Below are 26,811 nucleotides of genomic sequence, written 5' to 3' on the forward strand. Positions count from 1 at the left end.
CAACCACCGATGCGCGAGCACTTGCCCGAGCCTTGGACCGCACCGTCGCATCGCACAACGTCGTGGCGTCGGCGCCTTATGAGGAGCAGCAGTCTTGCGCGAGTTCAGCCTTCCGGCTTTGTACGAGGTCCCCGCCGACGGCAATCTGACCGACATCGTCCGGAGAAACGCCGCGCAGCATCCCGACGTCGCCGTCATCGCCCGCAAGGTCGACGGCGTCTGGCAGGACGTCACGGCCACGGCCTTCCTGGCCGAGGTGCACGCGGCGGCCAAGGGCCTCATCGCCTCCGGTGTCCAGCCGGGCGACCGCGTCGGCCTGATGTCCCGCACCCGTTACGAGTGGACCCTGCTCGACTTCGCGATCTGGTGCGCGGGCGCCGTCACCGTGCCGGTGTACGAGACCAGCTCGCCCGAGCAGGTGCGGTGGATCCTCTCCGACTCGGGCGCGACGGCCTGCGTCGTCGAGCTGGACACCCACGGCGCCGCCGTCGAGTCGGTGCGCGAGAGCCTGCCGGCGCTGAAGCACGTCTGGCAGATCGAGGCGGGCGGCGTCGAGGAGCTCGGGCGGCTGGGCACGGACGTCTCCGACGAGGCCGTGGAGGAGCGCAGCTCGCTCGCCAAGGCCGACGACCCGGCCACCATCGTCTACACCTCCGGCACGACCGGCCGGCCCAAGGGCTGCGTGCTCACCCACCGCAGCTTCTTCGCCGAGTGCGGCAACGTGGTGGAGCGGCTGCGCCCGCTGTTCCGCACCGGCGAGTGCAGCGTGCTGCTGTTCCTGCCGCTCGCGCACGTCTTCGGCCGCCTGGTGCAGATCGCCCCGATGATGGCGCCGATCAAGCTGGGCACGGTGCCGGACATCAAGAACCTCACCGACGAACTGGCGTCCTTCCGGCCGACGCTGATCCTCGGCGTGCCGCGGGTGTTCGAGAAGGTCTACAACGCGGCGCGGGCCAAGGCGCAGGCGGACGGCAAGGGCGCGATCTTCGACAGGGCGGCGGACGCCGCGATCGCGTACAGCAAGGCGCTGGACACCCCGTCGGGCCCGTCACTCGGCGTGCGGATCAAGCACAAGGTCTTCGACAAGCTGGTCTACGGCAAACTGCGCGCGGTGCTCGGTGGCAGGGGCGAGTACGCCATCTCCGGCGGCGCCCCGCTGGGCGAGCGCCTCGGCCACTTCTTCCGCGGCATCGGCTTCACCGTCCTGGAGGGCTACGGCCTGACGGAGTCCTGTGCGGCGACCGCGTTCAACCCGTGGGACCGGCAGAAGATCGGCACGGTCGGCCAGCCGCTGCCGGGTTCGGTCGTGCGCATCGCGGACGACGGCGAGGTACTGCTGCACGGCGAGCACCTGTTCAAGGAGTACTGGAACAACCCCGGCGCGACCGCGGAGGCGCTGGCCGACGGCTGGTTCCACACCGGCGACATCGGCACCCTGGACGAGGACGGCTACCTCAGGATCACCGGCCGCAAGAAGGAGATCATCGTCACCGCGGGCGGCAAGAACGTCGCCCCGGCCGTGATCGAGGACCGCATCCGGGCGCACGCGCTGGTCGCGGAGTGCATGGTGGTGGGCGACGGGCGGCCGTTCGTGGGCGCGCTGGTCACCATCGACGAGGAGTTCCTGGGCCGCTGGGCCGCCGACCACGGCAAGCCGGCGGGATCCACCGCGGCGTCGCTGCGCGAGGACGCCGACCTGCTGTCGGAGATCCAGTCGGCGGTCGACGACGGCAACGCCGCGGTCTCGAAGGCGGAATCGGTGCGGAAGTTCCGCATCCTCTCCGCCCAGTTCACGGAGGACTCGGGCCACCTCACCCCGTCCCTGAAGCTCAAGCGCAACGTGGTGGCGAAGGACTACGCGGCGGAGATCGAGGCGATCTACGCGAAGTAGTACCCGAGTCCGTCCCGTGGCGCGGTGTCCTCGACGAGGACCCGCGCCACGGTGCGTCCGGCGGGCGCGGCGACGGCGACGGCGAGGAACGGGTTCACCCCGATCGGTGCGGGCACCAGCGAGCCGTCGGTCGCGTACGGCCGCCACGCCCAGAATGTGACGTTCCGTCAGGTGACGACGCGTCAGGCGGGGTGCCGTGCCGGCATCCCGGGCGGATCGTCCGGTCCGCCCGGGGGGCCGCGGACGCGCGGGAGGGCGCCGACGGGCCCGCGGGCGGCCGTGACGGGGCGGCGCGGGTCGCCTAGAGCAGTTCCTTCAGCCTCTCCGCCAGCAGGTCCCAGCGCCACTTCTCCTCGACCCACCGGCGGCCCCGTTCGCCCATGCGGCGGCGCAGTTCGGGATCGGCCAGCAGGGCCGTGACGCGGTCGGCCGCGTCCTCGGGCGAGGTGCCCCGGACGACCCAGCCGGTCTCGCCGTCCAGTACGGCGTCGGGGGCGCCGCCGGAGTCACCGGCGACGACGGGCAGGCCGGTCGCGGAGGCCTCCAGGTAGACGATGCCGAGGCCCTCGACGTCGAGTCCGCCCCGGCGGGTGCGGCACGGCATGGCGAAGACGTCGCCGGCGCCGTAGTGGGCGGGCAGGTCCGACCAGGGGACGGAGCCGGTGAAACGCACGGAGGCGGCGACCCCCCTCTCGTGGGCCAGGCGGCGCAGGTCCTTCTCGTAGGGGCCGCCGCCGACGACGAGCAGCACGGCCTCCGGCTCGGCGGCGAGGATCCGCGGCATGGCCCGGATCAGCGTGTCCTGGCCCTTGCGCGGCACGAGCCGCGAGACGCACACCACCACCGGGCGGTCGGTGAGCCCGAGGCGGGCCCGCACCAGGTCGCCGCCGGAGCCGGGGTGGAAGGTCTTCTCGTCGACGCCCGGCGGCAGTTGCACCATCCGCGCGGCGGCCTCGGGGCTCAGCGCGGTGGCGATCCGCGAGCGCGTGTACTCGCCGAGGTAGGTGATCGTGTCGGTGGCCTCACCGATGCGTCCCAGCAGCTGCCGGGCGGCGGGCAGTTGGGCCCAGCCGGCCTCGTGGCCGTGCGTGGTGGCCACCAGCCGCCGGGCGCCGGCCCTCCTGAGCGCGGGAGCCATCAGTCCGAGCGGCGCGGCGGCCCCGAACCACACGGACGTGCAGCCGTGCTCGCGCAGCAGGGCGACGGCCCGCCGCGTCGCGCCGGGCGTCGGCAGCAGCATGGTCGTGGAGTCCCGTACGACGGTGAAGGGCTGCTCGGCGTCGAAGGCCGCCGTCGCCTCGGCGCCCTCGCGGCCCCGCTTCCAGGTGGACGCGTAGACGACGACGCGCTCGGGGTCGAGGCGCAGCGCCATGTTGTGCAGGAACGCCTGGATGCCGCCCGGGCGGGGCGGGAAGTCGTTGGTCACGATCAGGGTCTTGTGCATCGCCGCCGACCCTATCCAAACCGTCCCTGACCGCCGCGCCCGGCCGTGCCGCACGGCCCGCGCACAGCCGGGGGGGGGGAGACCATGTGGTCCACATACCCCGACGAAGAGGACGAACAGGGGCACACGTGGAGTTCATGGACGACAGGCGCTCCCCGGCCCGCCTGACGGGTCTGTCGGCCCTCTGGGGCGTGACCCGGCTCGTGCTGCTGCTGTGGGTGTTCAAGGTGTACGTCTTCCCCGGCCCGGACGTCACCACCGACGTGTCGGTGATCTACCGGGGCTGGTACGACGTGCTGAGCACCGGGGCCTACCCGCACGACGACGTGACCTGGCAGTACCCGCCCGCGGCCGCCCTCGCGATCCTCTCGCCCGGCCTGCTGCCCTTCCTGGACTACGCGTCGGCGTTCTTCGTCCTGGCCCTCCTCGCCGATCTGGCCGTCCTGGTGCTGCTGCTGGCCGTCGGCCGTTCCCCGCGCGGCGCCCTGGTGTGGGTGGCGGGCGTCCCCCTGCTGGGCCCGACGGTGTACGCCCGCTACGACCTGACGGTGACCGCGGTCGCGGTGGCCGCGCTGCTCGCCGGAATCCGGCATCCCCGGGTCATGGGTGCGCTGGCCGGTCTGGGCGCCCTGCTCAAGGTGTGGCCGGTGCTGCTGCTGGCCGGTGCGCGGCGGCGGGCCACGGGCGCGGCGGTGGTCGCCGTCGGCGTCCTCGCGGCCCTGTTCGCGTCGGCCGCGCCCGGCGCCCTCGCCTTCCTCTCCTCCCAGCGGGACCGCGGCACCGAGGTGGAGTCGCTGGGCGCCCTGGTGTTCCACGTCGCCCGGCATCTCGGCTGGAGCGGCGAGGTGCGGCTCCACTACGGCTCGGTCGAGTTCCTCGGCCCGCACGTGGACGTGGTGAGCGACGCGTCCCTCGCCCTGACGGCGGCCGCGTTCGGCTGGCTGCTGCTGTGGCGGCTGCGGGCGCGGCGGTTCGCGCCGCACACGCTCGCGGACGCCGCCCTCACCGCCGTCCTGCTGTTCACCACCACCAGCCGCGTGATCAGTCCGCAGTACCTGGTGTGGCTGGTGGGTCTGGCCGCCGTCTGCCGGTGCTTCCCGGGCAGCCGGATGGGGCCGCCGACCGCCCTGGTGCTGGCCGCGTCACCGGTGACGGTGCTGGAGTTCCCCGTCTGGTTCGACCACGTCGTCGCGAGCGACGCCCTCGGGCTCACCCTGCTGTTCCTGCGCAACGGCCTGCTGGTGGCGGCCGCGGTCACCGCGGCCGTACGGCTGTGGCGCTCGACGGTGCCACGGGCCGCCGCCCCGCCCGCCGGCCCCGGTCGGCCCGTCCGCGCCGGGCACGCGCCGGTCGCCTCCTGACGTCCTGGCGCCGGGCCCGGCGCACGGGGAGGCCGGGCGGGCCCGGTGCGGGGGGCGACCGTCGGGCCGGCCGGGTGACGGGACGCGGCGGCCGGGTGACGGGACGCGGCGGCGCTCAGCCCAGTTCGTCGTGGAGGTACCGCTGCCACTCGGCGGTGAAGTCCTCCAGGGTCGTTCCCAGCACGCTCTCCATCGCCCCCTCGACCGCCCCCGGCCGTTTCCCGTGCTCCCCCACGGCCCGGTAGAAGGCGTGGAGTTCCTCCTCGCCCCATCGCCCGGCGATCATCCGGCAGGCCGTCCAGCCGCCCTCGTACGCCCGCGCCAGCCGCGCCGCGTCCCCGGCGAAACCGAAGTCGCCGTCGGACGGCAGCCCGTCCGGCAGGTCACCCTCGCGGACGGCCTTCCGCAGCTCGGGCGCGGCCTCGTCCGGGGTGCGGCCGGTGCCGCGGTAGCCGACCCAGTCGGCGTACCCCTCCGACAGCCACAGCGGGGTCGCCGCGTTGGTGTCGGCCCGGGTGGCGACGTGCGTGGTCTCGTGGGTGAACACCACCTGCCGGCCGACCGGACCGAGCATGCCGAAGGCGTCCGGGTTGACGATGACCCGGTCGGCCGGCGCGTCGGCCCCGCCGCCCGTCTCCCCCGTGGTGACCGCGGCGATCCCGCGGTAGGACGAGGCGGGCGAGCCGAGCAGCGCCGCCATGCCGTCGAGCGACTTCGGCACCAGGACGACGACCCGCCGGGCCCAGTCGGTGCCCCACGCCCGCGAGACCGCGGGGACGGCCCGGTCGGCCAGGTCGGCGAAGGTCCGCAGCTGCTCGCCGGACCGGCCGACCCCGAGGACGAGACTGCGGGCGCCCCGGACGGCCGTGACCGTGCCCTGGTCCCACAGTTGCGGGCCGGCCTTCCGCGCGGGCTCGTCGGCGGCCACGTGCCACCGTCCGGCGGTGTCGCGGGTCAGCCGCAGGGTGCGCGCCACGGTCACCGGGCCCCGGTCGTGGCCCTCGACGCGGTAGCTCAGCTCCGCGTCGGCCTCGGCCGCGTCCCCGCCGGACCGGACGGCGGTGACCCGGTAGGACCAGGCGGCCAGCGGAACGGCGCGCAGCCGGGTGTATCCGGCGGGGTCCCCGGTGGCGGCGTAGGCGGCCGCGTCGTGGGCCAGGACGGCGGCGGCCCGCCGGTCCAGCACCCGCTGCACCTCGGCCCTGGCGCCGCCGGTGGCGGGCCGCCCGCCGCAGCCCACGAGCAGGACGAGCAGCAGCACCACGAGCCCCACGGCTCCGGATCCGCGCGCCCGCCCGTGACCAGCCATCCCCCCGATCGTACGGCGGGCCGCCCCGGACGGAACCCCGAAGGCGCGTGCCGCCCGCCCCGGTCAGGGCCTGGTCACCGACGACACCGGCATCATCCCGACCGGGTCGTAGCGCACGGGCGCGCCCGGGTGGGGGGCGTGGATGACCTGACCGTTGCCCGCGTACATGCCGACGTGGCTGGCGTCGGAGCGGTAGGTGACGATGTCGCCGGGCCGGGCCTGGGAGAGCGGGACCCGCCGTCCGGCGTGCGCCTGGGCCTGTGAGGTCCGCGGCAGGGAGACCCCGGCCCGCGCGTACGACCACTGCACCAGGCCCGAGCAGTCGAAGCCGGTGGGCCCGTTGGCGCCCCAGACGTACGGTCTGCCGAGTGCGGAGCGGGCTGCGGCCAGGGCGGCGGCCGCGCGGCCCGAGGCGGCGCCGGCGCCCTCGGGGCCGGGCAGGCCGGGCAGGTCGGAGCGGCCGGAGCGGGAGGCCCGGTCGTAGGCGGCGCGCTCGGCGGACGGCAGGGAGTTCAGCAGCCGCCGGGCCTCGGCGAGCTTCCGCTCGACGGCCCGCTTGTGCTTCTCGACGGCCTCGCGGCTCTTCTCCAGCTCGCCGAGTTTCCGGGTGGCCTCGGCGCGTTCCTGGGCCAGTTCGCGCAGGGCGTGCTGGAGGTCCTTCAGCTCGCCGGCCTGGTGGGCGGTGACGCGGTCGAGGACGGAGGCCTTGTCGAGGTAGTCGGCCGGGTCCTCGGAGAACAGCAGCGCCAGGGACGGGTCGAGTCCGCCGGAGCGGTACTGGGCGCCGGCCAGCGCGCCGAGCCGCTCGCGCAGCACGTTGACGCGCTCCTGCTTGCGGGCGACGCGGTCCTGGGAGTCGCCGACCTGCCGGCGCAGGGTGCCGGCCCGTTCCCCGGCCTCGTTGAAGGCCTCGGTGGCCTTCTCGGCGGCCTCGTAGAGCCGGTCCACCTCGGTCCGGGTGTCCTCGTGCGGGGCGGCCGTGGCCGGTACGGCGGTGGTGGCGACGGCCCCGAGGGCGGCTGCGGCGGCGGACAGGACGCACAGGGCGCCCCGGTCGAACCCGGACGGTGCAAGGCGGCGATGGGACCCCACGGGAAGCCGCGCTCCTTCCTCTGGCGGACAGAGACCGTCCCCCGGCACGCGTGCCGGGGAAACGCGGCAGACAGTAGCCGCGCGACGGGGGGCCCACCAAAGACCTCGGTGGCGACACAACGTGACACCCCGCCTCTGACGCAGGTCATGGGCGGGGTGCGGGGTCAGTTCACGTCGCGGTGATTCGCCCGTTCGGGCGTGCCGGTGTCGCGGTCGGGCGGATGCTCAGATCCGGACGCCGAACTGGTACGGCATGTTGTTGATCGACTCGTAGCGCACGACGGTGCCGGTGCGCGGGGCGTGCAGCACCTGGCCGTTGCCCGCGTAGAAGCCGACGTGGTGCTGGTCGCCGTAGAAGATGACCAGGTCGCCGACCTTGAGGTCGGACTGGGAGTAGATGCGCGTGCCGGCGTTCGCCTGGGCCTGGGAGGTGCGCGGGATGCTGACGCCGGCCTGGGCGAAGGCCCAGGAAGTCAGGCCCGAGCAGTCGAAGGTGGAGGGGCCGGTGGCGCCGTAGGAGTAGGGCGAGCCGATCTTGCTCTGGGCGGCCTGGAAGGCGGCCATGGCGCGGCCGGAGGCGGCGCCCGTGTTGCCGAGGTCGACGCGCTCGCCGGCGTCACGGCTGGCGCGGGCGTCGGAGGCGGCCAGCGCGGCCTTCTCCTCGGCCGTCAGCGTGTTGAGGAGCGTGCGCGCCTCGGCGAGCTTGGCCTGGACTTCCTTCTTCTTCTTGCCCAGTTCGGTGCGGGTGGAGGCGAGGTCCTCGAGCTTGTCGGAGGCCTCCGCGCGGTCCTGGGCCAGCTCGCGCTGCTTGTCCTGGATCTTCTTCAGCGACTCGACCTGCTGGGCGCTCAGCTGGTCGGCGGTGGACGCCTTGTCCAGGTAGTCGTCCGGGTCCGAGGACAGGAACAGCTGGAGGGAGGAGTCGATGCTGCCGGAGCGGTACTGGGCCGCCGCCGCCTGGCCTATGGACTCACGCAGCTCGTTCAGCTCTTCCTGGCCGCGGGCGACGTTGTCCTGGATCGTGGAGATCTCCTTCTGGAGCTTCTCCTGCTTCTCCTTGGCCCCGTTGTACTTCTCGGTGGCCTGCTCCGCGTCTTCGTAGAGCTTGTCGACCTTGGACTTGACCTCGTCCTTGCTGGGCTTCTCGCTCGGCGCGGCATTGGCGGCCTGCGAGGTCAGGGCGACAGCGGCGGCGGCCGCGGTGGTCAGCAAGGTCACGCGTGCGCGACTCGGCTGCTTGGGTCGACGGTGGGACGCCACGGAGAGCGAGCTCCTTCATGTGAGTGATCACTCGTGCGGAGGTTCGAAGGCAGACCCTAGTGACCTTCTTGTGATCACTTCAAATCCTGGGGCCGAAAAAGTCGGTGACGCACTGCATTCTTTACACTCAACCCACATGCAGTGACGCCCGATTGACGCTACGTTGCGTGACGATTGCGCCAATTCGGGCATTGGCCCTTTACGTTGACCTTCAGGTCAGTCGCTTCAGGAGCACCGCAGAAGCCACGGGCCGGGCCCCCGCCCTGGCCACCCCGTCGGCCACCTCGCGGTCCGTCGAGGCCACGATGACCGGCCGGCCGGGCGGCTCGGCCCGCACCAGCTGGCGGATCAGCTCGTCGGCGGTGACCCCCGGCTTGGAGAACAGCACCCGCACCCCGCGCGGCGGCGCCAGCAGTACCGGCGCGACCAGTTCGGCACCGTCGAAGACACAGGTGACCTCGGCGCCGGTCTGCGCGGCGAGCGCCGAGAGCTGCCCGAGCAGCCGCAGCCGCTGCTTCTCCAACGGCATCTGCGGATAACCGGTCTTGGTGACGTTGTAGCCGTCGACGACGAGGTGCGCCTGCGGCAGCGCCAGCAACTGGTCCAGGATCGCCGGGTCGTTCTCCGACAGCGCGCGGGCCGCGATGTCCTTGGGGGTCATCCGGCCGGGCTCCACCGCGTCCACGGTCTCCGCCGGGCGCACCGACACCGGTGGCAACGCCAGTTCCCGGCGCAGCCCCTGGGCCGATTCCAGCAGGGTGTCCAGCAGCAGCCGTACCCGCATGTCCTCGACGCTGCGCCCTTCGCGGGCCGCCCGCCGGGTGGCCTCCAGCGCGGCCTCCGCCTCGCCGAGCCGCGCCTTGAGCCGCCGCGACTCGCTCTCGGCCGCGGACGCCTGCGCCTGCGCCTCGCTCCGCACGGCCTCCATCTCGCCCTGGAGCTTGCGCAGCGCGGCCTCGCCCCGCTTGACGTCACTGAGGGCCGACCGCAGCTTGCGGTGCAGCGACTCGCCCTCCCGCTTCGCCGCGTCCAGCTCGGCGCGCAGCCGCTCGGTCTCGGTCCGGGTCAGTTCACGGGCCTCGGCGAGCTGCTCGCGCAGCCGCTCCAGCTCCGCCCGGCTCTCCTCGTCGGCCCGTTCGGCGTCCGCCCGCAGGGCCTCCTCGCCGGCGGCGGTGACCAGCTTGACCCAGCCGGCGGGGCGCAGCACGTAGGCCGCGGCGGCCACGTCGAGCGGGTCCGCGGCCGGGGGCGGCGCACCGGAGTCCAGGGCTCCGGCCAGTTCCGGCTGGGCCTCCCTGAACTTCTCCGCGATGCGCTGCCGGAACAGCGGATCGGTCTCCAGCGCGGCGGCCATCGCGTTGCCCGCGAACTTGGCCCGCCGGTTCGGGGCGAACCGGGCGTACTGCCGCAACTGGGCGGGCAGTTCGGCGACGGTCAGGCCGCCGAAGCCGTCCGAGACGATCTGCACGACCCGGCGCCGCACGCCGCCGGGCAGCGGACGGTCGAGCACCTCGGCGGCGCCGTCGCCCGGCCCCCCGCCCGTGGTCTCCACCATCCGTCACACCCCACTAGCTGTGCGGGGCCGACTCCCTCAGGAGCCGGCGCCCGGCCTGTCCACCAGTTCCACCTGATCCACGGCGTTGCACCAACGGCACCGCACCGACTCGATGGTCTCACTGACCACCTCGCGCTCCTCCACCTTCGCCTCACCGGCGAGATCGAGGTGGACGTACTCGACGACCTTCGACGAGCGCGTCACGTCGAACCGCGTGAGGTTGCCGCAGAGGGTGCAGCGCCACCGCGTCGTGGCGGTCGGCAGGGGAACCGTCATCGTGACTGTCCGCTTCCTTCTAGTGTCGGTCTTTGGGGACCGGGGCGTGCCGAAGGCTCCCCGGAGCATGTGGCTCGTAACCCTACGGCCTGGCGGGTCCTCGCCGCCCGTCCGTCCACGGCGGCGAGGCGGTACGGCCCGGTACGTCCGGTTGCGTCATGCTCTGTAGCCATGATCAGCGACTGGAGGGGGCCCCTGGGCCGGGCCGTCCGACACCCCGTGGCGCCCGTGACGTACGCACTGATGGCCCTGTGCTGCCTGGTCTTCGTGATCGGTCCGGCCTCGGGCCTCGATCCGGTGTACGGCACCGGCGAGGAGGCGGCGCTCGCGCAACGCGCCTACTTCCGCCGGTGGGGCGTGATCCCCGCGGACGTGTTCGACGGCGTGCCGAGGTCCGCCCTCACGCTCTTCACGGCCCTGTTCGTCCACGGCAGCTGGGTGCACCTGCTGGGCAACATGCTCTTCCTCTACGTCTTCGGGGCGATGACCGAGCACCGGATGGGCCGCGTCGAGTTCACGCTCTTCTACCTCGGCTGCGGCGCCCTGGCGCTGCTGGGGTACGCCGCCGCCAACGCCGGCTCCGGGCAGTCCCTGGTCGGCGCCTCCGGGGCGATCTCGGCGGTTCTCGGCGCGTTCCTGTACCTGTTTCCCCGGGCCCGCGTCACCAGTCTCCTGCCGTTCCTCTTCTTCCTGCCGCTGCGCTTCCCGGCCTGGGTCGTGCTGCCCTTCTGGGCGGCGCTGCAATGGGTGGCGGCGGGGCGGGCCGGGGAGGGGCCGGGCGTGGCGTACCTGGCGCACATGGTGGGCTTCGGGCTGGGCTTCGTCTACGCGTGGGCCCGGTCCACCCGGCCCGCCGGTGCCGCGGCACTAGAGTGAGCAGCAGCCCAGCTCCGGCCCCCGAGGGAGAGAACCAGCCGTGATCACCGCGATCGTCCTCATCAAGACCAGCGTGGACCGGATCCCCGAGATCGCGGAGTCGATCGCTTCGCTGGAGTCCGTGAGCGAGGTGTTCTCCGTGACCGGCACCTACGACCTGATCGCCATGGTGCGGGTGCGGCAGCACGAGGACCTCGCCGAGGTGATCCCGGGACGGATCAGCAAGATTCCGGGCGTGGAGGCGACGGACACGCACGTGGCGTTCCGCACCTACTCGCAGCACGACCTCGAGGCAGCGTTCGCCATCGGGCTGGACTCCTGACCTGACCGCCCGGCGCACCGCCCGCGGCGGGGAGGACCCGCCTACACCGCCGGGACGCAGCGGCCGTCCTGGGTGCGGTAGCGCCACTTCGCGCCCTCGGTCACCAGTTCCCGCACCGCCGCCACGAAGCGGTCGACGTGCTCGTCGGGGGTGCCCGCGCCGAAGCTCACGCGGATCGCGTCGAGGGACTTCTCGCCGGGGGCCGCCTCGGGGGCGCCGCACTCGCCCTGGCGGTGGGGGTCGCCGCCGAGAAGGGTGCGCACCAGGGGGTGGGCGCAGAAGAGGCCGTCGCGGACGCCGATGCCGTACTCGGCGGAGAGCGCGGCGGCGAAGTGGGAGCTGTTCCAGCCGTCCACGACGAAGGAGATCACGCCGACCCGCGGCGCGTCGTCGCCGAAGAGGGACAGGATCCGCACCTCGGGGACCTCCGCGAGGCCGGTGCGGACCTTCTCCACGAGGTGCTGCTCGCGGGCCACCAGGGTGTCGAAGCCCGCTTCGGTGAGGGCCTTGCAGGCGGAGGCGATGGCGTAGGCCCCGATGACGTTCGGGGAGCCGGCCTCGTGCCGGGCGACGCTCTCGTGCCACTCCGCGTCCACCCCCCCGTCCGCGCGCCGGGTCACCCTGCGGCTGGCGCCGCCACCGGCCAGGTACGGCTCGGCCGCCCGCAGCCAGTCGGCGCGGCCGGCCAGCACGCCGGAGCCGAAGGGGGCGTACAGCTTGTGGCCGGAGAAGGCGACCCAGTCGACGTCGAGGTCACGGACGGACACCGGGTGGTGGGGGGCGAGCTGGGCGGCGTCCAGGACGATCCGGGCACCGTGGGCGTGGGCCGCGGCGGCCAGTTCGCGTACCGGCCACAGCTCGCCGGTGACGTTGGAGGCGCCGGTGACGCAGACCAGGGCGGGGCCGGACCGGTCGCGGCCGGCGAGGGCCCGCTCCAGGGCGGCCACGGCCTGCCGCGGGGTGCGCGGGGCGTCGAGGCAGGTGACCCGGGCGTTCTTCCAGGGCAGCAGCGCGGCGTGGTGCTCGGTCTCGAAGACGAAGACCTGGCAGTCGGCGGGGAGCGCGGCGGCGAGGAGGTTGAGGGAGTCGGTGGTGGAACGCGTGAAGACGAGCTGGTCGTCGGGCCGGCAGTCGAGGAACCCGGCGACCGTCCGGCGGGCGTTCTCGAAGAGGTCGGTGGAGAGCTGGGAGAGGTGTCCGGCGCCGCGGTGGACGCTGCCGTAGTAGGGGGCGTAGGCGGCCACGTCGTCCCAGACGCGCTGGAGGGCGGGTGCGCTGGCGGCGTAGTCCAGGGCCGCGTAGCCGATCTCGCCTCCGGTGACGAGCGGGACGGTGACATCCCGTCCCAGAACGGGCAGGGGGGCGCAAACGGTCGGGGCGGCGGCAGCGGTGGAGACGGGCATGACGGAACTCCCTTGGGAGGCAGGGGGATTCACCACGCGAGCGGCCGGGGTGCTTCGTGGGGATCAGGCCGGATCAAGGCACCGGGCCCTGCGGACCCGGCATGATCCCCACGGGAGGCCCTGGGGCTCGAGCGCGGGAAAAGGTGAAGGAGGGATGCGGAGGGGGGCTCTGCGGCCCTATCGCATTCGCTTGCTCACGGAAGAGGCTCCTCGACGACCAGGACCCCTGCCCTCGCTCGATCAGAAGCGTGCGAGGGGTCCGCGCTTGCCGTGGACCTTTCTGTCCACGGCCTGGTCTTCACCCGGGGCACCCCGCCACGGACGGAGGGTTGCCGGACAGTCGGCCGGGGCCTGATGACTGTCACTCATGACCTGGTACGGCATCCTGCCATACGATCACCGGCGCGCAAGGCGCGGTCCATTTCCTGAGACACCAGGGGTCCGGACCGCGCCTCGTACCGGCCGCCGTCCCGGCTCAGGCGTGGGTGGCCGCCGCCCAGCGCTCCAGCGTCCGCTTCGCCGCCCCCGAGTCGAGGGACTCCGCGGCCCTGGCCATGCCGGCGCGGAGCTGCTCGGCGAGCGGCGCCCCGGTCGGCTCCAGGGCGACCAGGGCGGCCGCCGAGTTCAGCAGGACGGCGTCGCGGACCGGGCCCGTCCCGCCGTCCAGCAGCCTGCGCGCCACCTCGGCGTTGTAGGAGGCGTCGGCACCCCGCAGGGCCTCGACGGGAACGAGGTCGAGGCCGACGTCGCGCGGGTCGAAGGACTCCTCGGTCACCTTGCCCTCCCGCACGACCCAGACCCGGGAGGTGGAGGTCGTCGTCAGCTCGTCGAGGCCGTCGTCGCCGCGGAACACCAGCGAGGAGTGGCCGCGTTCGGCGAAGACACCCGCGACGATCGGCGCCATGCGCGGGTCCGCCACGCCGACCGCCTGGGCCCGGACCCTGGCCGGGTTGGTCAGCGGGCCGAGGACGTTGAACACCGTGCGGATGCCCAGCTGGCCGCGCGCGGCACCCGCGTGACGCAGCGCCGGGTGGAACTTGACGGCGAAGCAGAAGGTGATGCCCGCCTCCTCGGCGACCTCGGCCACCCGCCGCGGGGTCAGGTCGAGGCGGACGCCGAGCTTCTCCAGGACGTCCGAGGCACCGGAGGCGGAGGACGCGGCCCGGTTGCCGTGCTTGACGACCTTGACGCCCGTGCCGGCGACGACGATCGAGGACATCGTGGAGATGTTGACCGTCTTCGCGCCGTCGCCGCCCGTGCCGACGATGTCGACCGCCGGGCCGGGCACCTCGATCACGTTCGCATGCTCGTACATCGCGCGGACGAGTCCGTTGATCTCCTCGACGGTCTCGCCCTTGGCGCGCAGCGCCACCACGAAGCCGGCGATCTGCGCGTCGGTGGCCTCGCCGCGCATGATCCGGTCCATCGCCCACGCCGTGGCGTCGGCGCTCAGGTCACGTCCGGACAGCAGGGCGTTCAGCACCTCGGGCCAGGAACGGGCCGCCGCGGTGTCGCCTCCGGCGGGGGTCACAGCGCTCATAAGCCGCTCCTGGGTCAGTGTGGTCCCGCTCCACGGGACGCGCGTCTCGACGGTTCCACCCTATCCAGCCGCGGACAGGGCGAAGGGCCCCGTCCGTACACCGGACGGGGCCCTTCTGGGGTGCGTGGCGACGCAGTGATCAGTGGTGGCCGTGGCCGCTCGTGATCTCCTTGTACTCCTCGACGGTCGGCTTGGCGATCTGGCTCTCCTCGCCGTAGTACGCCTTGCTCAGCTTGGCGCGGACCTTCTCGGTGCGCTTCACCTTGCGCTCGACGCCGTTCTCGTCGACCGTCGGGCCGATCTCGGCGGGCGCGTACTGCTCGTGCGAGGTGAGCGTGTAGAGCGCCTCCTGGCTGAGCGGCTCGTGCACCTCGATGAACTCACCGTGCGGCAGGCGCTTGATGGTGCCGGTCTCACGACCGTGCAGCACCTTCTCCTTGTCGCGGCGCTGGAGGCCGAGACAGATCCGCTTGGTGATCACGAAGGCGACGACCGGTCCGGCGAAGAAGCCGATCCGGACGAACCAGGTGACCGCGTTGATCGACAGGTGGAAGTGGGTGGCGAAGATGTCGTTGCCACCACCGACCAGCATGATCAGGTAGCCGGTGACCCAGGCGACACCGAAGGCCGTACGGGTCGGGGCGTTGCGCGGGCGGTCCAGGATGTGGTGCTCGCGCTTGTCGCCGGTGACCCAGGACTCGATGAACGGGTACATCGCGATCACACCGAGGAACAGACCGAACAGCACCAGCGGGACGAACACGCCCATGACCAGCGTGTGGCCCCAGAAGTTGATCTCCCAGCCCGGCATCGCGCGGATCAGGCCCTCGGCGAAGCCCATGTACCAGTCGGGCTGGGCGCCGGTGGACACCTGGTCCGGACGGTAGGGGCCCAGCACCCAGATCGGGTTGATGGACGCGATGCCGGCCATGGCCGCGATCGCGCCGAAGACCAGGAAGAAGAAGCCTCCGGCCTTGGCCATGTAGACCGGCAGCAGCGGCATGCCGACGACGTTCTTGTTGGTGCGTCCGGGACCCGCGAACTGGGTGTGCTTGTGGTAGAAGACCAGGATCAGGTGGCCGACCACGAGCCCGAGCATGATGCCCGGCAGCAGCAGGATGTGGATCGAGTAGAACCGCGCGACGAAGTCGCCGCCCGGGAACTCCCCGCCGAACAGGAACATCGAGATGTACGTGCCGACGATCGGCACGGACAGGATCGCGCCCTGCGTGAAGCGGACACCGGTGCCGGAGAGCAGGTCGTCCGGGAGCGAGTAGCCGGTGAAACCGGTGAACATGCCCAGGACGAACAGCAGGAAGCCGAACAGCCAGTTGATCTCGCGCGGCTTGCGGAAGGCGCCCGTGAAGAAGACGCGCATCATGTGCACGAACATGCCGGCGAGGAAGATGACCGCGGCCCAGTGGTGGATCTGCCGGATGAGCAGACCGCCGCGCACATCGAAGGAGATGTGCATGGTCGAGTTGAAGGCCTCGGACATCAGCTGGCCCTGCAGCGGGACGTAGCTGCCGTGGTACTCCACCTCGTTCATCGACGGGTGGAAGAACAGCGTCAGGTACACACCCGTGAGGATGATGATGATGAAGCTGTAGAGGCAGATCTCACCGAGCATGAAGGACCAGTGGTCCGGGAAGATCTTGCGCATGTTGGCCTTGGCCAGGGAGTAGATCCCCAGGCGGCCGTCGGCCCAGTCGGCGACCCGCTCGCCCGCGGGTGCCTTGCTGCGGTCGTCCTTGTTGCTCATCCGCGCTCCCAGAAGGCAGGACCGACGGGCTCTTCGAAGTCGCCGAGCGCCTCGAGATAGCCCTCGTCGTTCACGCCGATGCGCAGCTGCGGCAGGGCGTGACCGGCGGGACCGAAGATCACTCGGGCACCGTCGGACAGGTCGAAGGTGGACTGGTGGCAGGGGCACAGCACGTGGTGCGTCTGCTGCTCGTACAGGGAGATCGGGCAGCCCACGTGGGTGCAGATCTTCGAGTACGCCACGATGCCCTCGTGCGACCACTCGAGCTCGCGCTTGTCCTTGATGTTGTCCGGCTGGATGCGGACGATCATCAGGGCGGCCTTGGCGATCTCGGTCTGGAAGTCGTGGTCCTCCTCCTCCAGGCCTTCCGGCTTGGCGAAGGTGAGGGAACCGACGGCGACGTCCGAGGGACGCAGCGGCTCGTTGGTGTTCATGTTGACGAGCAGCTTGCCCTTGGACCACCGCGTGTGCCGCAGCTTGTCCTCGGGCAGCGGACCGAGGTCGCGCAGCAGGACGACGCCGGAGAGCGGGAACAGGGCCAGCGCACCGAACATCGTGTTGCGGATCAGCTTGCGGCGGCCCAGCGCGGACTCCCGGGCACCGTCCCGGAAGTCGGCCATGACCTTGGCCTTGACCTCGGGCGCCGCCTCGATCGGGTGCCGCTCGTCGGCGATCTCCACGTCGGACATCAGGGTGCGGGCCCAGTGGACCGCGCCCGCGCCGATGCAGAACAGGGCCGCGCCGAGCGTCAGACCGAGCGCGAAGTTCAGCGCGCTGATGTGGCCGAGCGGGAAGATGAAGACCGACTTGTCGTGCGGGATCGCCACGTAGGAGGCGATGAAGCCGACGGTGGCCAGCATCGACAGCGTGAACAGGAAGGCGACCGCACGCTCGGACCGCTTGGCGGCCCGCTCGTCGATGTCCTGCACGCGGTGCTCGTGCGGCGGCAGCCCGGGGTCGGCGAACGGGTGCTTCTCGTCCGCGACGTCCACGGCTCCGTGGGCGTGATCCTGCTCAGCGGGCAGGTTCTCTTCTGGGATGTCTTGGCTACTCATGACTTCTTGGCCTTTGCGGTCCGGGCGGCGACCCACACGGCGACGGCGATCAGCCCGCCGAGACCGAAGATCCAGCCGAAGAGGCCCTCGCTGACCGGCCCGAGGCCGCCCAGCTCAAGACCGCCGGGGCTCTCCGAGTCGGAGCTGTTGACCGCGTCCAGGTACGCGATGATGTCCTTCTTGTTCTGCTCCGACATGGTGGTGTCGGGGAAGGAGGGCATGTTCTGCGGGCCGGTCTGCATGGCCTCGTAGATGTGCTTCGGGTCCACGCCCTCCAGCGAAGGCGCGTACTTGCCCCGGGTCAGGGCGCCGCCCTTGCCGGTGAAGTTGTGGCACTGGGCGCAGTTGGTGCGGAACAGCTCACCGCCCTTGGCGATGTCCGCGCCCTCGGGGCCGTACTGGGCCTCGGTGGGGACGGCCGGGCCGGCGCCGAGCGAGGCGATGTACGCGGCGAGCTGGTCGATCTCGGCCTGCGTGTAGATGTTCTTCTTCTTGGGCACCTGGGCGCCCTGGGAGGTCGCGGCCGGCATCCGGCCGGTGGCGACCTGGAAGTCGACGGCCGCGGCGCCCACGCCGACCAGGCTCGGACCGTCGGAGGTGCCCTGACCGCCGGTGCCGTGGCAGCTGGCGCAGCCGACGGCGTAGAGCTTCTTGCCCTCGTCGATGGCGAGGGACTGTGCGGTTTCGTCTGCCTGCGCCTTGCTCGCGGGTGCGAACGCGGCGTACAGCCCCCCGGTGCATGCCAGCGCGAGGAGTAGGACGACGAGCGCCGCCATCGGATGGCGTCGTCGTGCGGAGAGCTTTTTCACGGATTACCCCGGTGTCAGGATCTTCTGCGTCGATGCTTCTGGGACGGGTGCGGGATCGGGCCCGGCTACTTGATCAGGTAGATCGTGGCGAAGAGGCCGATCCAGACGACATCGACGAAGTGCCAGTAGTAGGACACGACGATGGCCGCGGTCGCCTGTTCGTGGGTGAACCTCTTCGCCGCGTAGGTGCGGCCGAGGACGAACAGGAAGGCGATGAGGCCACCCGTCACGTGCAGGCCGTGGAACCCGGTGGTCAGGTAGAACGCCGAGCCGTACGGGTCGGAGGAGAGCGAGAGCCCGTCCTTCTTGACCAGTTCGGTGTACTCGTACACCTGACCGCCGATGAAGATCGCACCCATCACGAAGGTGACGATGAACCACATTCTGAGCTTCTTCACGTCACCGCGCTCGGCGGCGAAGACGCCGAGCTGGCAGGTGAGGGAGGAGAGCACCAGGATCGTGGTGTTCGTCGCCGAGAACGGAAGGTTCAGCGCGTGCGCCATTTCCTTCCAGTGATCGGGACCCGTCACCGATCGCAGGGTGAAGTACATCGCGAAGAGGGCCGCGAAGAACATCAGCTCGGAACTCAGCCAGATGATGGTTCCGACGCTGGTGAGGTTCGGCCGATTGACCGACGGGTGCGCGTGCCCGGTGTCTACTGTCGTTGCTGTCGCCACGACCGACATTATGTCGGTCGCTTATCCCGCCCTCACTCCGGGGGGTGCCGTTCGGAGTGTTCGCACCCCGTGTACTGCCCGTATGGCCCATCGCAGGCATGTTCCAACAGGTGTTGACGAGGTGTCCGGGGGAGTAGCATCCGCCCCATCGGTACCCCGAAGTTCCACTCCAATGACGCGGAGGAACCATGCAGGCGACCGCCACGGTGCTGGTCTACAGCGACGACGCCGACACCAGGGAGCAGGTGCGGCTGGCCGCAGGCCGGCGGCCGGCCCCGGACGCGCCCCTGGTCGAGTTCCTGGAGTGCGCGACGCCCGCCGCCGTGCTGACGGAGCTGGACCGGGGCGGGATCGACGTGTGCGTGCTGGACGGCGAGGCCGTGCCCATGGGCGGCATGGGGCTGTGCCGGCAGATCAAGGACGAGGTGTTCCGCTGCCCGCCGGTGCTGCTGCTCATCGGGCGGCCGCAGGACGCGTGGCTGGCGACCTGGAGCCGGGCCGACGCGGCCGTGACGCTGCCGGTGGACCCCGTGGAGTTCGCGGGGGCCCTGGCGGCCCTGCTGGGCCGCCAGAGCCTCGTGGGCGCGTCCGAGGGCCCTGCCGGGGCCTGAGGCGGCGGGGCGCGCTAGGCCCTGTCGTCAAATTCCCGCCTGCCCCGCGGCGCCATGCACGCACTCTCGCCGCACCGGGCCCTGACCCGAGTACGTCCAGTACGAGGATCAGGGCCCGGCACGCCGAGAGCACGCACCTGACGCCGCAGAGCCCGCCCTCCAGGCGGACGGCAGGAATTTGACGACAGGACCTAGACGGCCGTCGGCCGGAGCCTGGAGGTGTCCTCCTGGATCTTCTGCTTGCCGGCCGTCAGGGCGCTGCCCTCGCGCCACTCCTTCCAGTCCAGGTTCCAGTCGCCGAAGCCGTTGCCGAAGGTCTCCATCGTGTCGCCGTCGCTGTTGACGACCTGGACGACGTCGCCCTCGCGGACGTTGTCGAAGAACCACTCGGCGTTCTCGGTGCTCATGCCCACGCAGCCGTGGCTGACGTTGGCGGAGCCCTGGGAGCCCACCGACCAGGGAGCGGCGTGGACGTACTCGCCGCTCCAGGTGACGCGGGTGGCGTAGTACACGGGCAGGTCGTACGACTCCGAGGAGCCCTCGGCGATGCCGATGCTGGTGCCGCGCATGCGTACGAAGTACTCCTTGCCCAGGACGACCTTGACGCCGTTGCGGGTCTCGAAGCCGGGCTTTCCGGTGGTGACGGGGATCTCCTTCACCTCCTCACCGTTGCGGTACAGCGTGAGGGAGTGCGCGGAGGCGTCGGTGACGGCGATGACGCGGTCGCCGATGGTGAGGGTGACGCCCTTCGACTTCCCGCCCCAGAGCCGGTCGCCGACCTTGATGCCGTCCAGGTCGCTGCGGACGCGGACGGTGGCGTGGGCGGGCCAGTAGTCCTTCGGGCGGTAGTGCAGCGTCTTGTCGTCCACCCAGTGCCAGCCGCCCTGCACGGAGGGCCTGGCGTCGACCTTCAGGGCGCGTTCCACGACGGCCCGCTGGGCGGGGTCCTTGATCGGCCGGCTCAGTTCGGCGGTGACTGGGCGGCCGACGCCGTAGGTGCCCGTGCCGGGGCCGAAGGTGACGGTCAGCCGCTTCTTGGCGGTGGGGCTGCCGGTGTCGAAGGTGAGGACCCGGCGGCCGGGGGCGCCGTCCTCGTCCTCGGTGCTCACCCGGACCGTGTAGTGGGCGCCTGCGGCGAGCGGCTCGGTGCTGTGCCAGCGACGGCCGTCGGCGTCGAGTTCGCCCGTCACGTGGCGGCCTGCGGCGTCCAGGGCGGTGACGTCGGTGATCCGCTCGCCGGATTCCTCCGCCCTGATCTCCAGGGGCTTGTCCGGGTCGGCCTTCCCGGCGTCGCCGCGGGGGACGTTGAACGAGATCCGGTCCGTGGCGTCGTACGGGCGTGAGGCGAGCGGGTTGCCGTCCGAGCCGCAGGCGGTTGCGCCCGCTACCAGGGCGATCACCAGCAGCGTGCAGCTGACGACGGTGCGGGGGCGGGGTTCGTGGCTCATGGCTTCACGCTAGGGAGCAACGTCAACCACGGCACGCTGGGTGACACGGACGGGCGATACCGATTACGGCAAAAGCAGGAGCCCGGACACTCCTCTCGGAGTGTCCGGGCTCTGCCGCGCGCGGCGTGTGCTACTGGGTGCGGTTCTCACCGCGGTAGTACTCGAAGACCCAGCCCCACAGGCCGATGAGGATCAGCGGGGCGGAGAAGTAGAGCAGCCACCAGCCGACCGCGACCCCCAGGAAGGCGAAGGCGCCGCCGATGGCCAGGGAGAGCGGCTGCCAGCTGTGCGGGCTGAAGAAGCCCAGCTCGCCGGCGTCGTCCGCGACGTCCGCCTCCTTGTTGTCCTGGGCACCGGTGTCGACCCGCTTGGCGGTGAAGCCCAGGTAGAAGCCGACCATGATGGACAGGCCGAAGGCCAGGAAGAGGGCCGTCGTACCGGCCGGCTCCTTGGACCAGACGCCGTAGACGGTCGCCATGACGAGCAGGAAGACGCTCAGCCAGATGAACATCTTGCCCTGAATCTTCACTTGCCGGCCTCCTTGCTGCCCGCGACGGCGGCGGCGCCGTGACCGGCGTGCTCCAGCTGCTCGAGCGCTGCGATCTCCGGGTGGTGCAGGTCGAACGCCGGGGATTCACTGCGGATCCGCGGCAGGGTGAGGAAGTTGTGCCGCGGCGGCGGGCAGGAGGTCGCCCACTCCAGGGAGCGGCCGTAGCCCCACGGGTCGTCGACCTGGACCGGCTTGCCGTACTTGGCGGTCTTCCACACGTTGTAGAAGAACGGCAGGACGGACAGGCCGAGCACGAACGAGCTGATCGTCGAGATCGTGTTCAGGACGGTGAAGCCGTCGGCGGCCAGGTAGTCCGCGTAGCGGCGCGGCATGCCCTCGGCACCCAGCCAGTGCTGGACCAGGAACGTGCCGTGGAAGCCGACGAACAGCGTCCAGAAGGTGATCTTGCCGAGGCGCTCGTCGAGCATCTTGCCGGTGAACTTCGGCCACCAGAAGTGGAAGCCGGAGAACATCGCGAAGACGACGGTGCCGAAGACGACGTAGTGGAAGTGCGCCACCACGAAGTACGAGTCCGAGACGTGGAAGTCCATGGGCGGCGAGGCCAGGATGACACCGGTCAGACCACCGAAGGTGAAGGTGATCAGGAAGCCGGCCGCCCACAGCATCGGGGTCTCGAAACTCAGCGACCCCTTCCACATCGTCCCGATCCAGTTGAAGAACTTCACGCCCGTCGGGACGGCGATGAGGAACGTCATGAAGGAGAAGAACGGGAGCAGCACGCCACCGGTGACGTACATGTGGTGCGCCCACACCGTCACGGACAGACCGGCGATCGAGATGGTCGCGGCGATCAGGCCCATGTAGCCGAACATCGGCTTGCGGGAGAACACCGGGATCACTTCGGAGATGATCCCGAAGAACGGCAGGGCGATGATGTACACCTCTGGATGGCCGAAGAACCAGAAGAGGTGCTGCCACAGCAACGCGCCGCCGTTGGAGGCGTCGAAGATATGGGCGCCGAACTTGCGGTCCGCCTCCAGGGCGAACAGCGCCGCCGCGAGGACCGGGAAGGCCAGCAGGACCAGGACACCGGTCAGCAGGACGTTCCAGGTGAAGATCGGCATGCGGAACATGGTCATGCCGGGTGCGCGCATGCAGATGATCGTGGTGATGAAGTTGACCGAGCCGAGGATCGTGCCGAAGCCGGAGAAGGCCAGGCCCATGATCCACATGTCGGCGCCGATGCCCGGGCTGCGGACCGCGTCCGACAGCGGGGAGTAGGCGAACCAGCCGAAGTCGGCCGCACCCGAGGGGGTGAGGAAGCCGGCCACGGCGATCAGCGAGCCGAACAGGTACAGCCAGTAGGCGAACATGTTCAGCCGCGGGAAGGCCACGTCCGGCGCGCCGATCTGGAGCGGCATGATCCAGTTCGCGAAGCCGGCGAACAGCGGCGTCGCGAACATCAGCAGCATGATCGTGCCGTGCATCGTGAACGCCTGGTTGAACTGCTCGTTCGACATGAACTGCAGACCCGGACGGGCCAGCTCGGCGCGCATGAAGAGCGCCATCACGCCGCCGATGCAGAAGAACGCGAACGACGTCACGAGGTACAGCGTGCCGATCGTCTTGTGGTCCGTCGTGGTGAGCCACTTGACGGCGACTTCGCCGCGGCGCTGGCGCCGGACCGGCAGCTCGTCCTCATAGTGGGACCCTGCTGCGGCGGCACCCTGGGGTTCGTTGAGGATGCTCACAGGATGTTCGACTCCCGGTTCTTCTCGGGGCTCGTCTGCTCGATGCCGGCCGGAACGTAACCGGTCTGCCCCTTCTTGGCGAGGTCCTTCAGGTGCTGCTCGTAGCGCTCGGGGGAGACGACCTTCACGTTGAACAGCATCCGGGAGTGGTCGACGCCACACAGCTCGGCGCACTTGCCCAGGAAGGTGCCCTGCTTGTTGGGGGTCACCTGGAAGGCGTTGGTGTGGCCCGGGATGACGTCCTGCTTCATCAGGAACGGCACCACCCAGAAGGAGTGGATGACGTCACGCGAGGTGAGGACGAAGCGGACCGTCTTGCCCTCGGGGAGCCAGAGGGTCGGGCCGGGGTTGTTGGTCTGCGGGTTCCGCTCACCGGGGGTGCCGCAGGTGTAGACACCGCCCGCGTCGGCCGGGAAGTCCTTCTTGTACCGGTCCGGGATCGCGGCCAGGTTCTTGTCGGACTTCGCGTCACCGGTGGAACCGTCGACGCTCTCGATGTAGTTGAAGCACCAGCTCCACTGGAAGCCGACCACGTTGACCGTGACGTCGGGCTTCTTCTCGAGGCTGAGCAGCTTCGATTCGTCGCGGGCGGTGAAGTAGAAGAGGACCGAGACGATGATGATCGGGACCACCGTGTACAGGGCCTCGATGGGCATGTTGTACCGGGTCTGCGGAGGTACCTCGACCTTGGTGCGGCTGCGCCGGTGGAAGAAAGCACTCCACAGGATCAGGCCCCACACCAGCACGCCGGTGGCCAGCGCGGCAGCCCATGAGCCCTGCCACAGGGAGAGGATCCGCGGAGCCTCTTCCGTGGTCGGGGTGGGCATACCAAGGCGGGGGAAGTCCTCGTATGTGCAACCGGTTGCGGTCGCAAGGACCAGGCCCGCGGTCAGTGCCTGCAGCAGCTTCCGCCGCATCGGGCGCCGCGGCGAGCGGTCGGAGCCGTTGGGACTCACGTAGCGCCTTCCCGAGAGTCTCGCCCGCGCGGTCGGCTGCGGCCTTCTCGCTGGTAGGTCGCCGCCCTGCGTCGGGCAGGGGTTTGGATGTTTATGCGGACCAAACCCTACTGGACGCGTTTTGGGGTCGCGCGGGGAGGGGTGGGCAACGCGCCGGGGGTCATGCCCAGGGGTGGGAGAGGGCCCCTAATCGCTCGGGGATGCGGCCTGTTGACGCGTGCGTGCGGGTTTGTGGCTGCTCGCACCGTTCCCCGGCCCGCCGTCCCGCTCCCCCGCGCTCTACCGTTGCCGTGTGCCCTACTTCGACGCCGCCTCCGCCGCCCCGCTCCATCCCGTGGCCCGTCAGGCCCTGTTGGCCTCGCTCGACGAGGGCTGGGCCGATCCCGCCCGGCTCCACCGGGAGGGCCGCCGGGCCAGGCTGCTGCTGGACGCGGCCCGTGAGGCCGCGGCGGATGCGGTGGGGTGCCGGCCCGACGAGGTGGTGTTCACCCCGTCCGGGACGCGCGCCGTGCACAGCGGTGTCGCGGGCGCGCTGGCGGGCCGGCGGCGCGCCGGACGCCACCTGATCGTGTCAGCGGTCGAACACTCCTCCGTGCTCCATTCGGCCGAGGCCTTCGAGTCGGCCGGCGGGACGGTGACCCGGGTGCCGGTGCTGCGGTCCGGCGCGGTGACCGCGGCGTCGTACGCCGGGGCACTGCGGCCCGACACCGCGCTCGCCTGTCTGCAGTCGGCCAACCACGAGGTGGGGACCGAGCAGCCGGTGGCGGAGGTGGCCGAGGCGTGCCGGGAGGCGGGGGTGCCGTTGTTCGTCGACGCGGCCCAGTCGCTCGGGTGGGGGCCGGTGGCGGGGCCGTGGTCGCTGCTGGCGGCGAGCGCGCACAAGTGGGGCGGACCGTCAGGGGTGGGGCTGCTGGTGGTGCGCAAGGGGGTGCGGTTCGCTCCCCAAGGGCCCGTCGACGAGCGGGAGTCGGGGCGCGCGGCCGGGTTCGAGAACATCCCGGCGATCGTGGCGGCGGTGGCGTCGTTGCGGGCGGTGCGGGCGGAGGCGGCGGCCGAGGCGACGCGGCTGCGGGAGCTGACCGGGCGGATCCGGGCCGGGGTGGCGCGGGCCGTGCCGGACGTGGAGGTGGTGGGTGACGCGGAGCGGCGGCTGCCCGGGATCGTCACCTTCTCCTGTCTCTATGTCGACGGGGAGACACTGCTGCACGAGCTGGACCGGGAGGGGTTCTCCGTCTCCTCCGGTTCGTCCTGCACGAGCAGCACGCTCACGCCGAGTCACGTGCTCAGGGCGATGGGGGTGCTGAGCGAGGGCAACGTGCGGGTGTCGCTGCCGCCGGGGACGGCCGAGGAGGACGTGGAACGGTTCCTCGCCGTGCTGCCGGGCGCGGTGGCAGGGGTGCGGGACACGCTCGGGGCGCCGGCGCCGACGGCCGTCACGAGTGAGGACGAGCTGGTCGTCGACGCCCTCGGCAAGCTCTGCCCGATCCCCGTCATCGAACTGGCGAAGGTCATCGGTGACGTGCCGGTCGGCGGCACCGTGCGGATCCTGGCCGACGACGAGGCGGCCCGGCTCGACATCCCCGCCTGGTGCCAGATGCGGGGACAGGAGTACGTCGGCGAGGAGCCGGCGGACCGGGGCTCCGCCCATCTGGTCCGCCGGCTCGTCTGAGTCGGCTCCGGAGCGCCCGAGTCTGCTCAGGGCAGGCTCCGGGGCGGCTCAGGGCAGGCTCCGGGGCGCCCGAGTCTGCTCAGGGCAGGCTCAGGGCAGGCCGGGGTGCCGGCCTGCCCGGAGCCGCCCGGGTCAGCTCAGGTGCTTCTGGACCTCGGCGGCGGCCTCGTCGCCGTACGCCTTCGCGAAGCGGTCCATGAAGTGGGCGCGGCGGAGCTGGTACTCCTGGGTGCCGATGGTCTCGATGACCAGGGTGGCGAGCATGCAGCCGATCTGGGCGGCGCGCTCCAGGGAGACGTTCCACGCCAGGCCGGAGAGGAAGCCGGCGCGGAAGGCGTCGCCGACACCGGTGGGCTCGGCCTTGCGCTCCTCCTGCGGGCAGCCGACCTGGATCGGCTCCTCGCCGGCCCGCTCGACGCGCACGCCGCGCGCGCCGAGGGTGGTGACACGGTGGCCGACCTTGCCGAGGATCTCCTCGTCGCTCCAGCCGGTCTTGGACTCGATGAGGCCCTTCTCGTACTCGTTGGAGAAGAGGTACGTCGCCCCGTCCAGCAGGATGCGGATCTCCTCGCCGCCCATGCGGGCGATCTGCTGGGAGAAGTCGGCGGCGAAGGGGATGTCGCGGGAGCGGCACTCCTCCGTGTGGCGCAGCATCGCCTCGGGGTCGTCGGCGCCGATCAGGACCAGGTCGAGGCCGCCGACCCGGTCGGCGACGGTCTTCAGCTCGATGAGGCGGGCCTCGCTCATCGCGCCCGTGTAGAAGGAACCGATCTGGTTGTGGTCGGAGTCCGTGGTGCACACGAAGCGGGCGGTGTGCAGGGTCTCGGAGATGCGGACCGAGGCGGTGTCGACGCCGTGCCGGTCCAGCCAGGCCCGGTACTCGTCGAAGTCGGAGCCGGCGGCGCCGACCAGGATGGGCTTCGTGCCGAGCTGCCCCATGCCGAAGGCGATGTTCGCGCCCACCCCGCCGCGCCGCACGTCCAGCTTGTCGACCAGGAAGGAGAGCGAGACCGTGTGGAGCTGGTCCGCGACGAGCTGGTCGGCGAAGCGGCCGGGGAACGTCATGAGGTGGTCGGTTGCGATGGAGCCGGTGACTGCGATGCGCACGGCGTGGACTCTCCTGTGGGAGGGGGATTGACAGTTCACGCTACCCGGTCGACCGCGACCGTTGAAGCGGATGAAACTACCCGATAGTAGATCTTTCTTCGCGGCACCGACCGTGCGTACGGTGCC

Annotated in this window: 23 protein-coding genes, 1 pseudogene and 1 riboswitch; of the genes and pseudogenes, 6 read left to right on the plus strand and 18 right to left on the minus strand. The window is 71.3% G+C overall.

From position 1 onward, the window contains the following. Nucleotides 1-94 precede the first annotated feature (94 nt). Nucleotides 95-1,891 carry an AMP-dependent synthetase/ligase gene (locus ACH4N1_RS00380; protein ID WP_398093407.1) on the plus strand — a complete coding sequence of 599 codons (1,797 nt, stop codon included), beginning with the start codon at nt 95-97 and terminating at the stop codon, nt 1,889-1,891. Here the strand turns inward: ACH4N1_RS00380 and ACH4N1_RS00385 are convergent. Both ACH4N1_RS00385 and ACH4N1_RS00390 read right to left on the minus strand, forming a co-directional pair. Further along, complete coding sequence (locus ACH4N1_RS00385; protein WP_398093408.1) at nt 1,879-2,007, minus strand: hypothetical protein; 129 nt, start codon at nt 2,005-2,007, stop codon at nt 1,879-1,881. The two genes, ACH4N1_RS00380 and ACH4N1_RS00385, sit on opposite strands and share 13 nt — an antisense overlap. A gap of 185 nt (nt 2,008-2,192) precedes the next feature. Next, complete coding sequence (locus ACH4N1_RS00390; protein WP_398093409.1) at nt 2,193-3,335, minus strand: glycosyltransferase family 4 protein; 1,143 nt, start codon at nt 3,333-3,335, stop codon at nt 2,193-2,195. A 137-nt stretch (nt 3,336-3,472) separates the two neighbouring features. Here ACH4N1_RS00390 and ACH4N1_RS00395 point away from each other — a divergent pair, with 137 nt between their 5' ends. Further along, complete coding sequence (locus ACH4N1_RS00395; protein WP_398093410.1) at nt 3,473-4,696, plus strand: glycosyltransferase 87 family protein; 1,224 nt, start codon at nt 3,473-3,475, stop codon at nt 4,694-4,696. Nucleotides 4,697-4,811: 115 nt separating this feature from the next. Here the strand turns inward: ACH4N1_RS00395 and ACH4N1_RS00400 are convergent, their stop codons facing one another. From ACH4N1_RS00400 to ACH4N1_RS00420, 5 genes are all read right to left on the minus strand, one after another. Beyond that, nucleotides 4,812-6,005 (minus strand): hypothetical protein, encoded by a 1,194-nt coding sequence (locus ACH4N1_RS00400; protein ID WP_398093411.1) that lies wholly within the window; start codon nt 6,003-6,005, stop codon nt 4,812-4,814. Nucleotides 6,006-6,068: 63 nt separating this feature from the next. Continuing rightward, on the minus strand, nt 6,069-7,097 hold the full coding sequence (locus tag ACH4N1_RS00405; protein ID WP_398093412.1) for an NlpC/P60 family protein: 1,029 nt from the start codon (nt 7,095-7,097) through the stop codon (nt 6,069-6,071). Between the two features lie 225 nt (nt 7,098-7,322). After that, complete coding sequence (locus ACH4N1_RS00410; protein ID WP_398093414.1) at nt 7,323-8,357, minus strand: NlpC/P60 family protein; 1,035 nt, start codon at nt 8,355-8,357, stop codon at nt 7,323-7,325. Between the two features lie 211 nt (nt 8,358-8,568). After that, the gene (locus tag ACH4N1_RS00415; RefSeq protein WP_398093416.1) at nt 8,569-9,912 is read right to left on the minus strand and encodes an NYN domain-containing protein; all 1,344 of its coding nucleotides are present in this window, start codon (nt 9,910-9,912) and stop codon (nt 8,569-8,571) included. A gap of 36 nt (nt 9,913-9,948) precedes the next feature. Then, nucleotides 9,949-10,188, minus strand: coding sequence for a hypothetical protein (locus ACH4N1_RS00420; RefSeq protein WP_073491882.1), 240 nt, complete (start codon nt 10,186-10,188; stop codon nt 9,949-9,951). A 171-nt stretch (nt 10,189-10,359) separates the two neighbouring features. Here ACH4N1_RS00420 and ACH4N1_RS00425 point away from each other — a divergent pair. Together ACH4N1_RS00425 and ACH4N1_RS00430 are read left to right on the plus strand one after the other, a co-directional pair. Then, nucleotides 10,360-11,108: pseudogene (locus ACH4N1_RS00425) on the plus strand (rhomboid family intramembrane serine protease). Further along, nucleotides 11,105-11,386 (plus strand): Lrp/AsnC family transcriptional regulator, encoded by a 282-nt coding sequence (locus ACH4N1_RS00430; RefSeq protein ID WP_367323768.1) that lies wholly within the window; start codon nt 11,105-11,107, stop codon nt 11,384-11,386. The pseudogene ACH4N1_RS00425 and the gene ACH4N1_RS00430 overlap by 4 nt, the downstream one beginning before the upstream one ends. Nucleotides 11,387-11,427: 41 nt before the next feature. Here ACH4N1_RS00430 and ACH4N1_RS00435 read toward each other — a convergent pair whose 3' ends face one another. The 6 genes from ACH4N1_RS00435 to ACH4N1_RS00460 all read right to left on the minus strand — a co-directional run bounded on the left by ACH4N1_RS00435 (nt 11,428) and on the right by ACH4N1_RS00460 (nt 18,641). Then, nucleotides 11,428-12,789 (minus strand): aminotransferase class V-fold PLP-dependent enzyme, encoded by a 1,362-nt coding sequence (locus ACH4N1_RS00435; protein ID WP_398093419.1) that lies wholly within the window; start codon nt 12,787-12,789, stop codon nt 11,428-11,430. 256 nt (nt 12,790-13,045) lie between these two features. Next, nucleotides 13,046-13,162, minus strand: a riboswitch (SAM riboswitch). Nucleotides 13,163-13,264: 102 nt separating this feature from the next. After that, complete coding sequence (trpD, locus tag ACH4N1_RS00440; RefSeq protein WP_398093420.1) at nt 13,265-14,329, minus strand: anthranilate phosphoribosyltransferase; 1,065 nt, start codon at nt 14,327-14,329, stop codon at nt 13,265-13,267. A 139-nt stretch (nt 14,330-14,468) separates the two neighbouring features. Next, entirely contained in the window at nt 14,469-16,091 is a 1,623-nt protein-coding gene (locus ACH4N1_RS00445) for a cytochrome bc complex cytochrome b subunit (RefSeq protein ID WP_398093421.1), read from the minus strand. After that, nucleotides 16,088-17,146: a Rieske 2Fe-2S domain-containing protein gene (locus ACH4N1_RS00450; RefSeq protein ID WP_398093422.1), complete on the minus strand. Its 1,059-nt coding sequence runs from the start codon at nt 17,144-17,146 to the stop codon at nt 16,088-16,090. Before ACH4N1_RS00450 ends, ACH4N1_RS00445 begins: the two co-directional genes overlap by 4 nt. Further along, nucleotides 17,143-17,955, minus strand: a complete 813-nt coding sequence (locus ACH4N1_RS00455; protein ID WP_398093423.1) for a c-type cytochrome — start codon at nt 17,953-17,955, stop codon at nt 17,143-17,145. The genes ACH4N1_RS00450 and ACH4N1_RS00455 overlap by 4 nt, the downstream gene beginning before the upstream one ends. A 65-nt stretch (nt 17,956-18,020) precedes the next feature. Continuing rightward, nucleotides 18,021-18,641: a heme-copper oxidase subunit III gene (locus ACH4N1_RS00460; RefSeq protein ID WP_366062195.1), complete on the minus strand. Its 621-nt coding sequence runs from the start codon at nt 18,639-18,641 to the stop codon at nt 18,021-18,023. A 179-nt stretch (nt 18,642-18,820) separates the two neighbouring features. Between ACH4N1_RS00460 and ACH4N1_RS00465 the strand changes: the two genes are divergently transcribed. Beyond that, nucleotides 18,821-19,243, plus strand: a complete 423-nt coding sequence (locus tag ACH4N1_RS00465) for a hypothetical protein (protein WP_398093424.1) — start codon at nt 18,821-18,823, stop codon at nt 19,241-19,243. Nucleotides 19,244-19,434: 191 nt separating this feature from the next. Here the strand turns inward: ACH4N1_RS00465 and ACH4N1_RS00470 are convergent, their stop codons facing one another. From ACH4N1_RS00470 to coxB, 4 genes are all read right to left on the minus strand, one after another. Further along, a complete protein-coding gene (locus tag ACH4N1_RS00470) occupies nt 19,435-20,691 on the minus strand; it encodes an Ig-like domain-containing protein (RefSeq protein WP_398093426.1) in 1,257 nt (418 codons plus the stop codon). A gap of 130 nt (nt 20,692-20,821) precedes the next feature. After that, nucleotides 20,822-21,220: a cytochrome c oxidase subunit 4 gene (locus ACH4N1_RS00475; RefSeq protein WP_366062192.1), complete on the minus strand. Its 399-nt coding sequence runs from the start codon at nt 21,218-21,220 to the stop codon at nt 20,822-20,824. Then, nucleotides 21,217-22,953, minus strand: coding sequence for a cytochrome c oxidase subunit I (gene ctaD / locus ACH4N1_RS00480; protein ID WP_366062191.1), 1,737 nt, complete (start codon nt 22,951-22,953; stop codon nt 21,217-21,219). Before ctaD ends, ACH4N1_RS00475 begins: the two co-directional genes overlap by 4 nt. Then, the gene (coxB, locus tag ACH4N1_RS00485; protein ID WP_363087163.1) at nt 22,950-23,909 is read right to left on the minus strand and encodes a cytochrome c oxidase subunit II; all 960 of its coding nucleotides are present in this window, start codon (nt 23,907-23,909) and stop codon (nt 22,950-22,952) included. The genes ctaD and coxB overlap by 4 nt, the downstream gene beginning before the upstream one ends. A gap of 292 nt (nt 23,910-24,201) precedes the next feature. On the opposite strand from coxB, the gene ACH4N1_RS00490 reads away from it, so the two are divergent. Then, a complete protein-coding gene (locus ACH4N1_RS00490) occupies nt 24,202-25,578 on the plus strand; it encodes a cysteine desulfurase/sulfurtransferase TusA family protein (protein ID WP_398093429.1) in 1,377 nt (458 codons plus the stop codon). A 132-nt stretch (nt 25,579-25,710) separates the two neighbouring features. Here ACH4N1_RS00490 and ACH4N1_RS00495 read toward each other — a convergent pair whose 3' ends face one another. Beyond that, entirely contained in the window at nt 25,711-26,685 is a 975-nt protein-coding gene (locus tag ACH4N1_RS00495; RefSeq protein ID WP_398093430.1) for a carbohydrate kinase family protein, read from the minus strand. Nucleotides 26,686-26,811: the final 126 nt, after the last annotated feature.

The sequence above is a fragment of the Streptomyces sp. NPDC017202 genome (genome assembly GCF_044331705.1).
Taxonomy (GTDB): domain Bacteria; phylum Actinomycetota; class Actinomycetes; order Streptomycetales; family Streptomycetaceae; genus Streptomyces.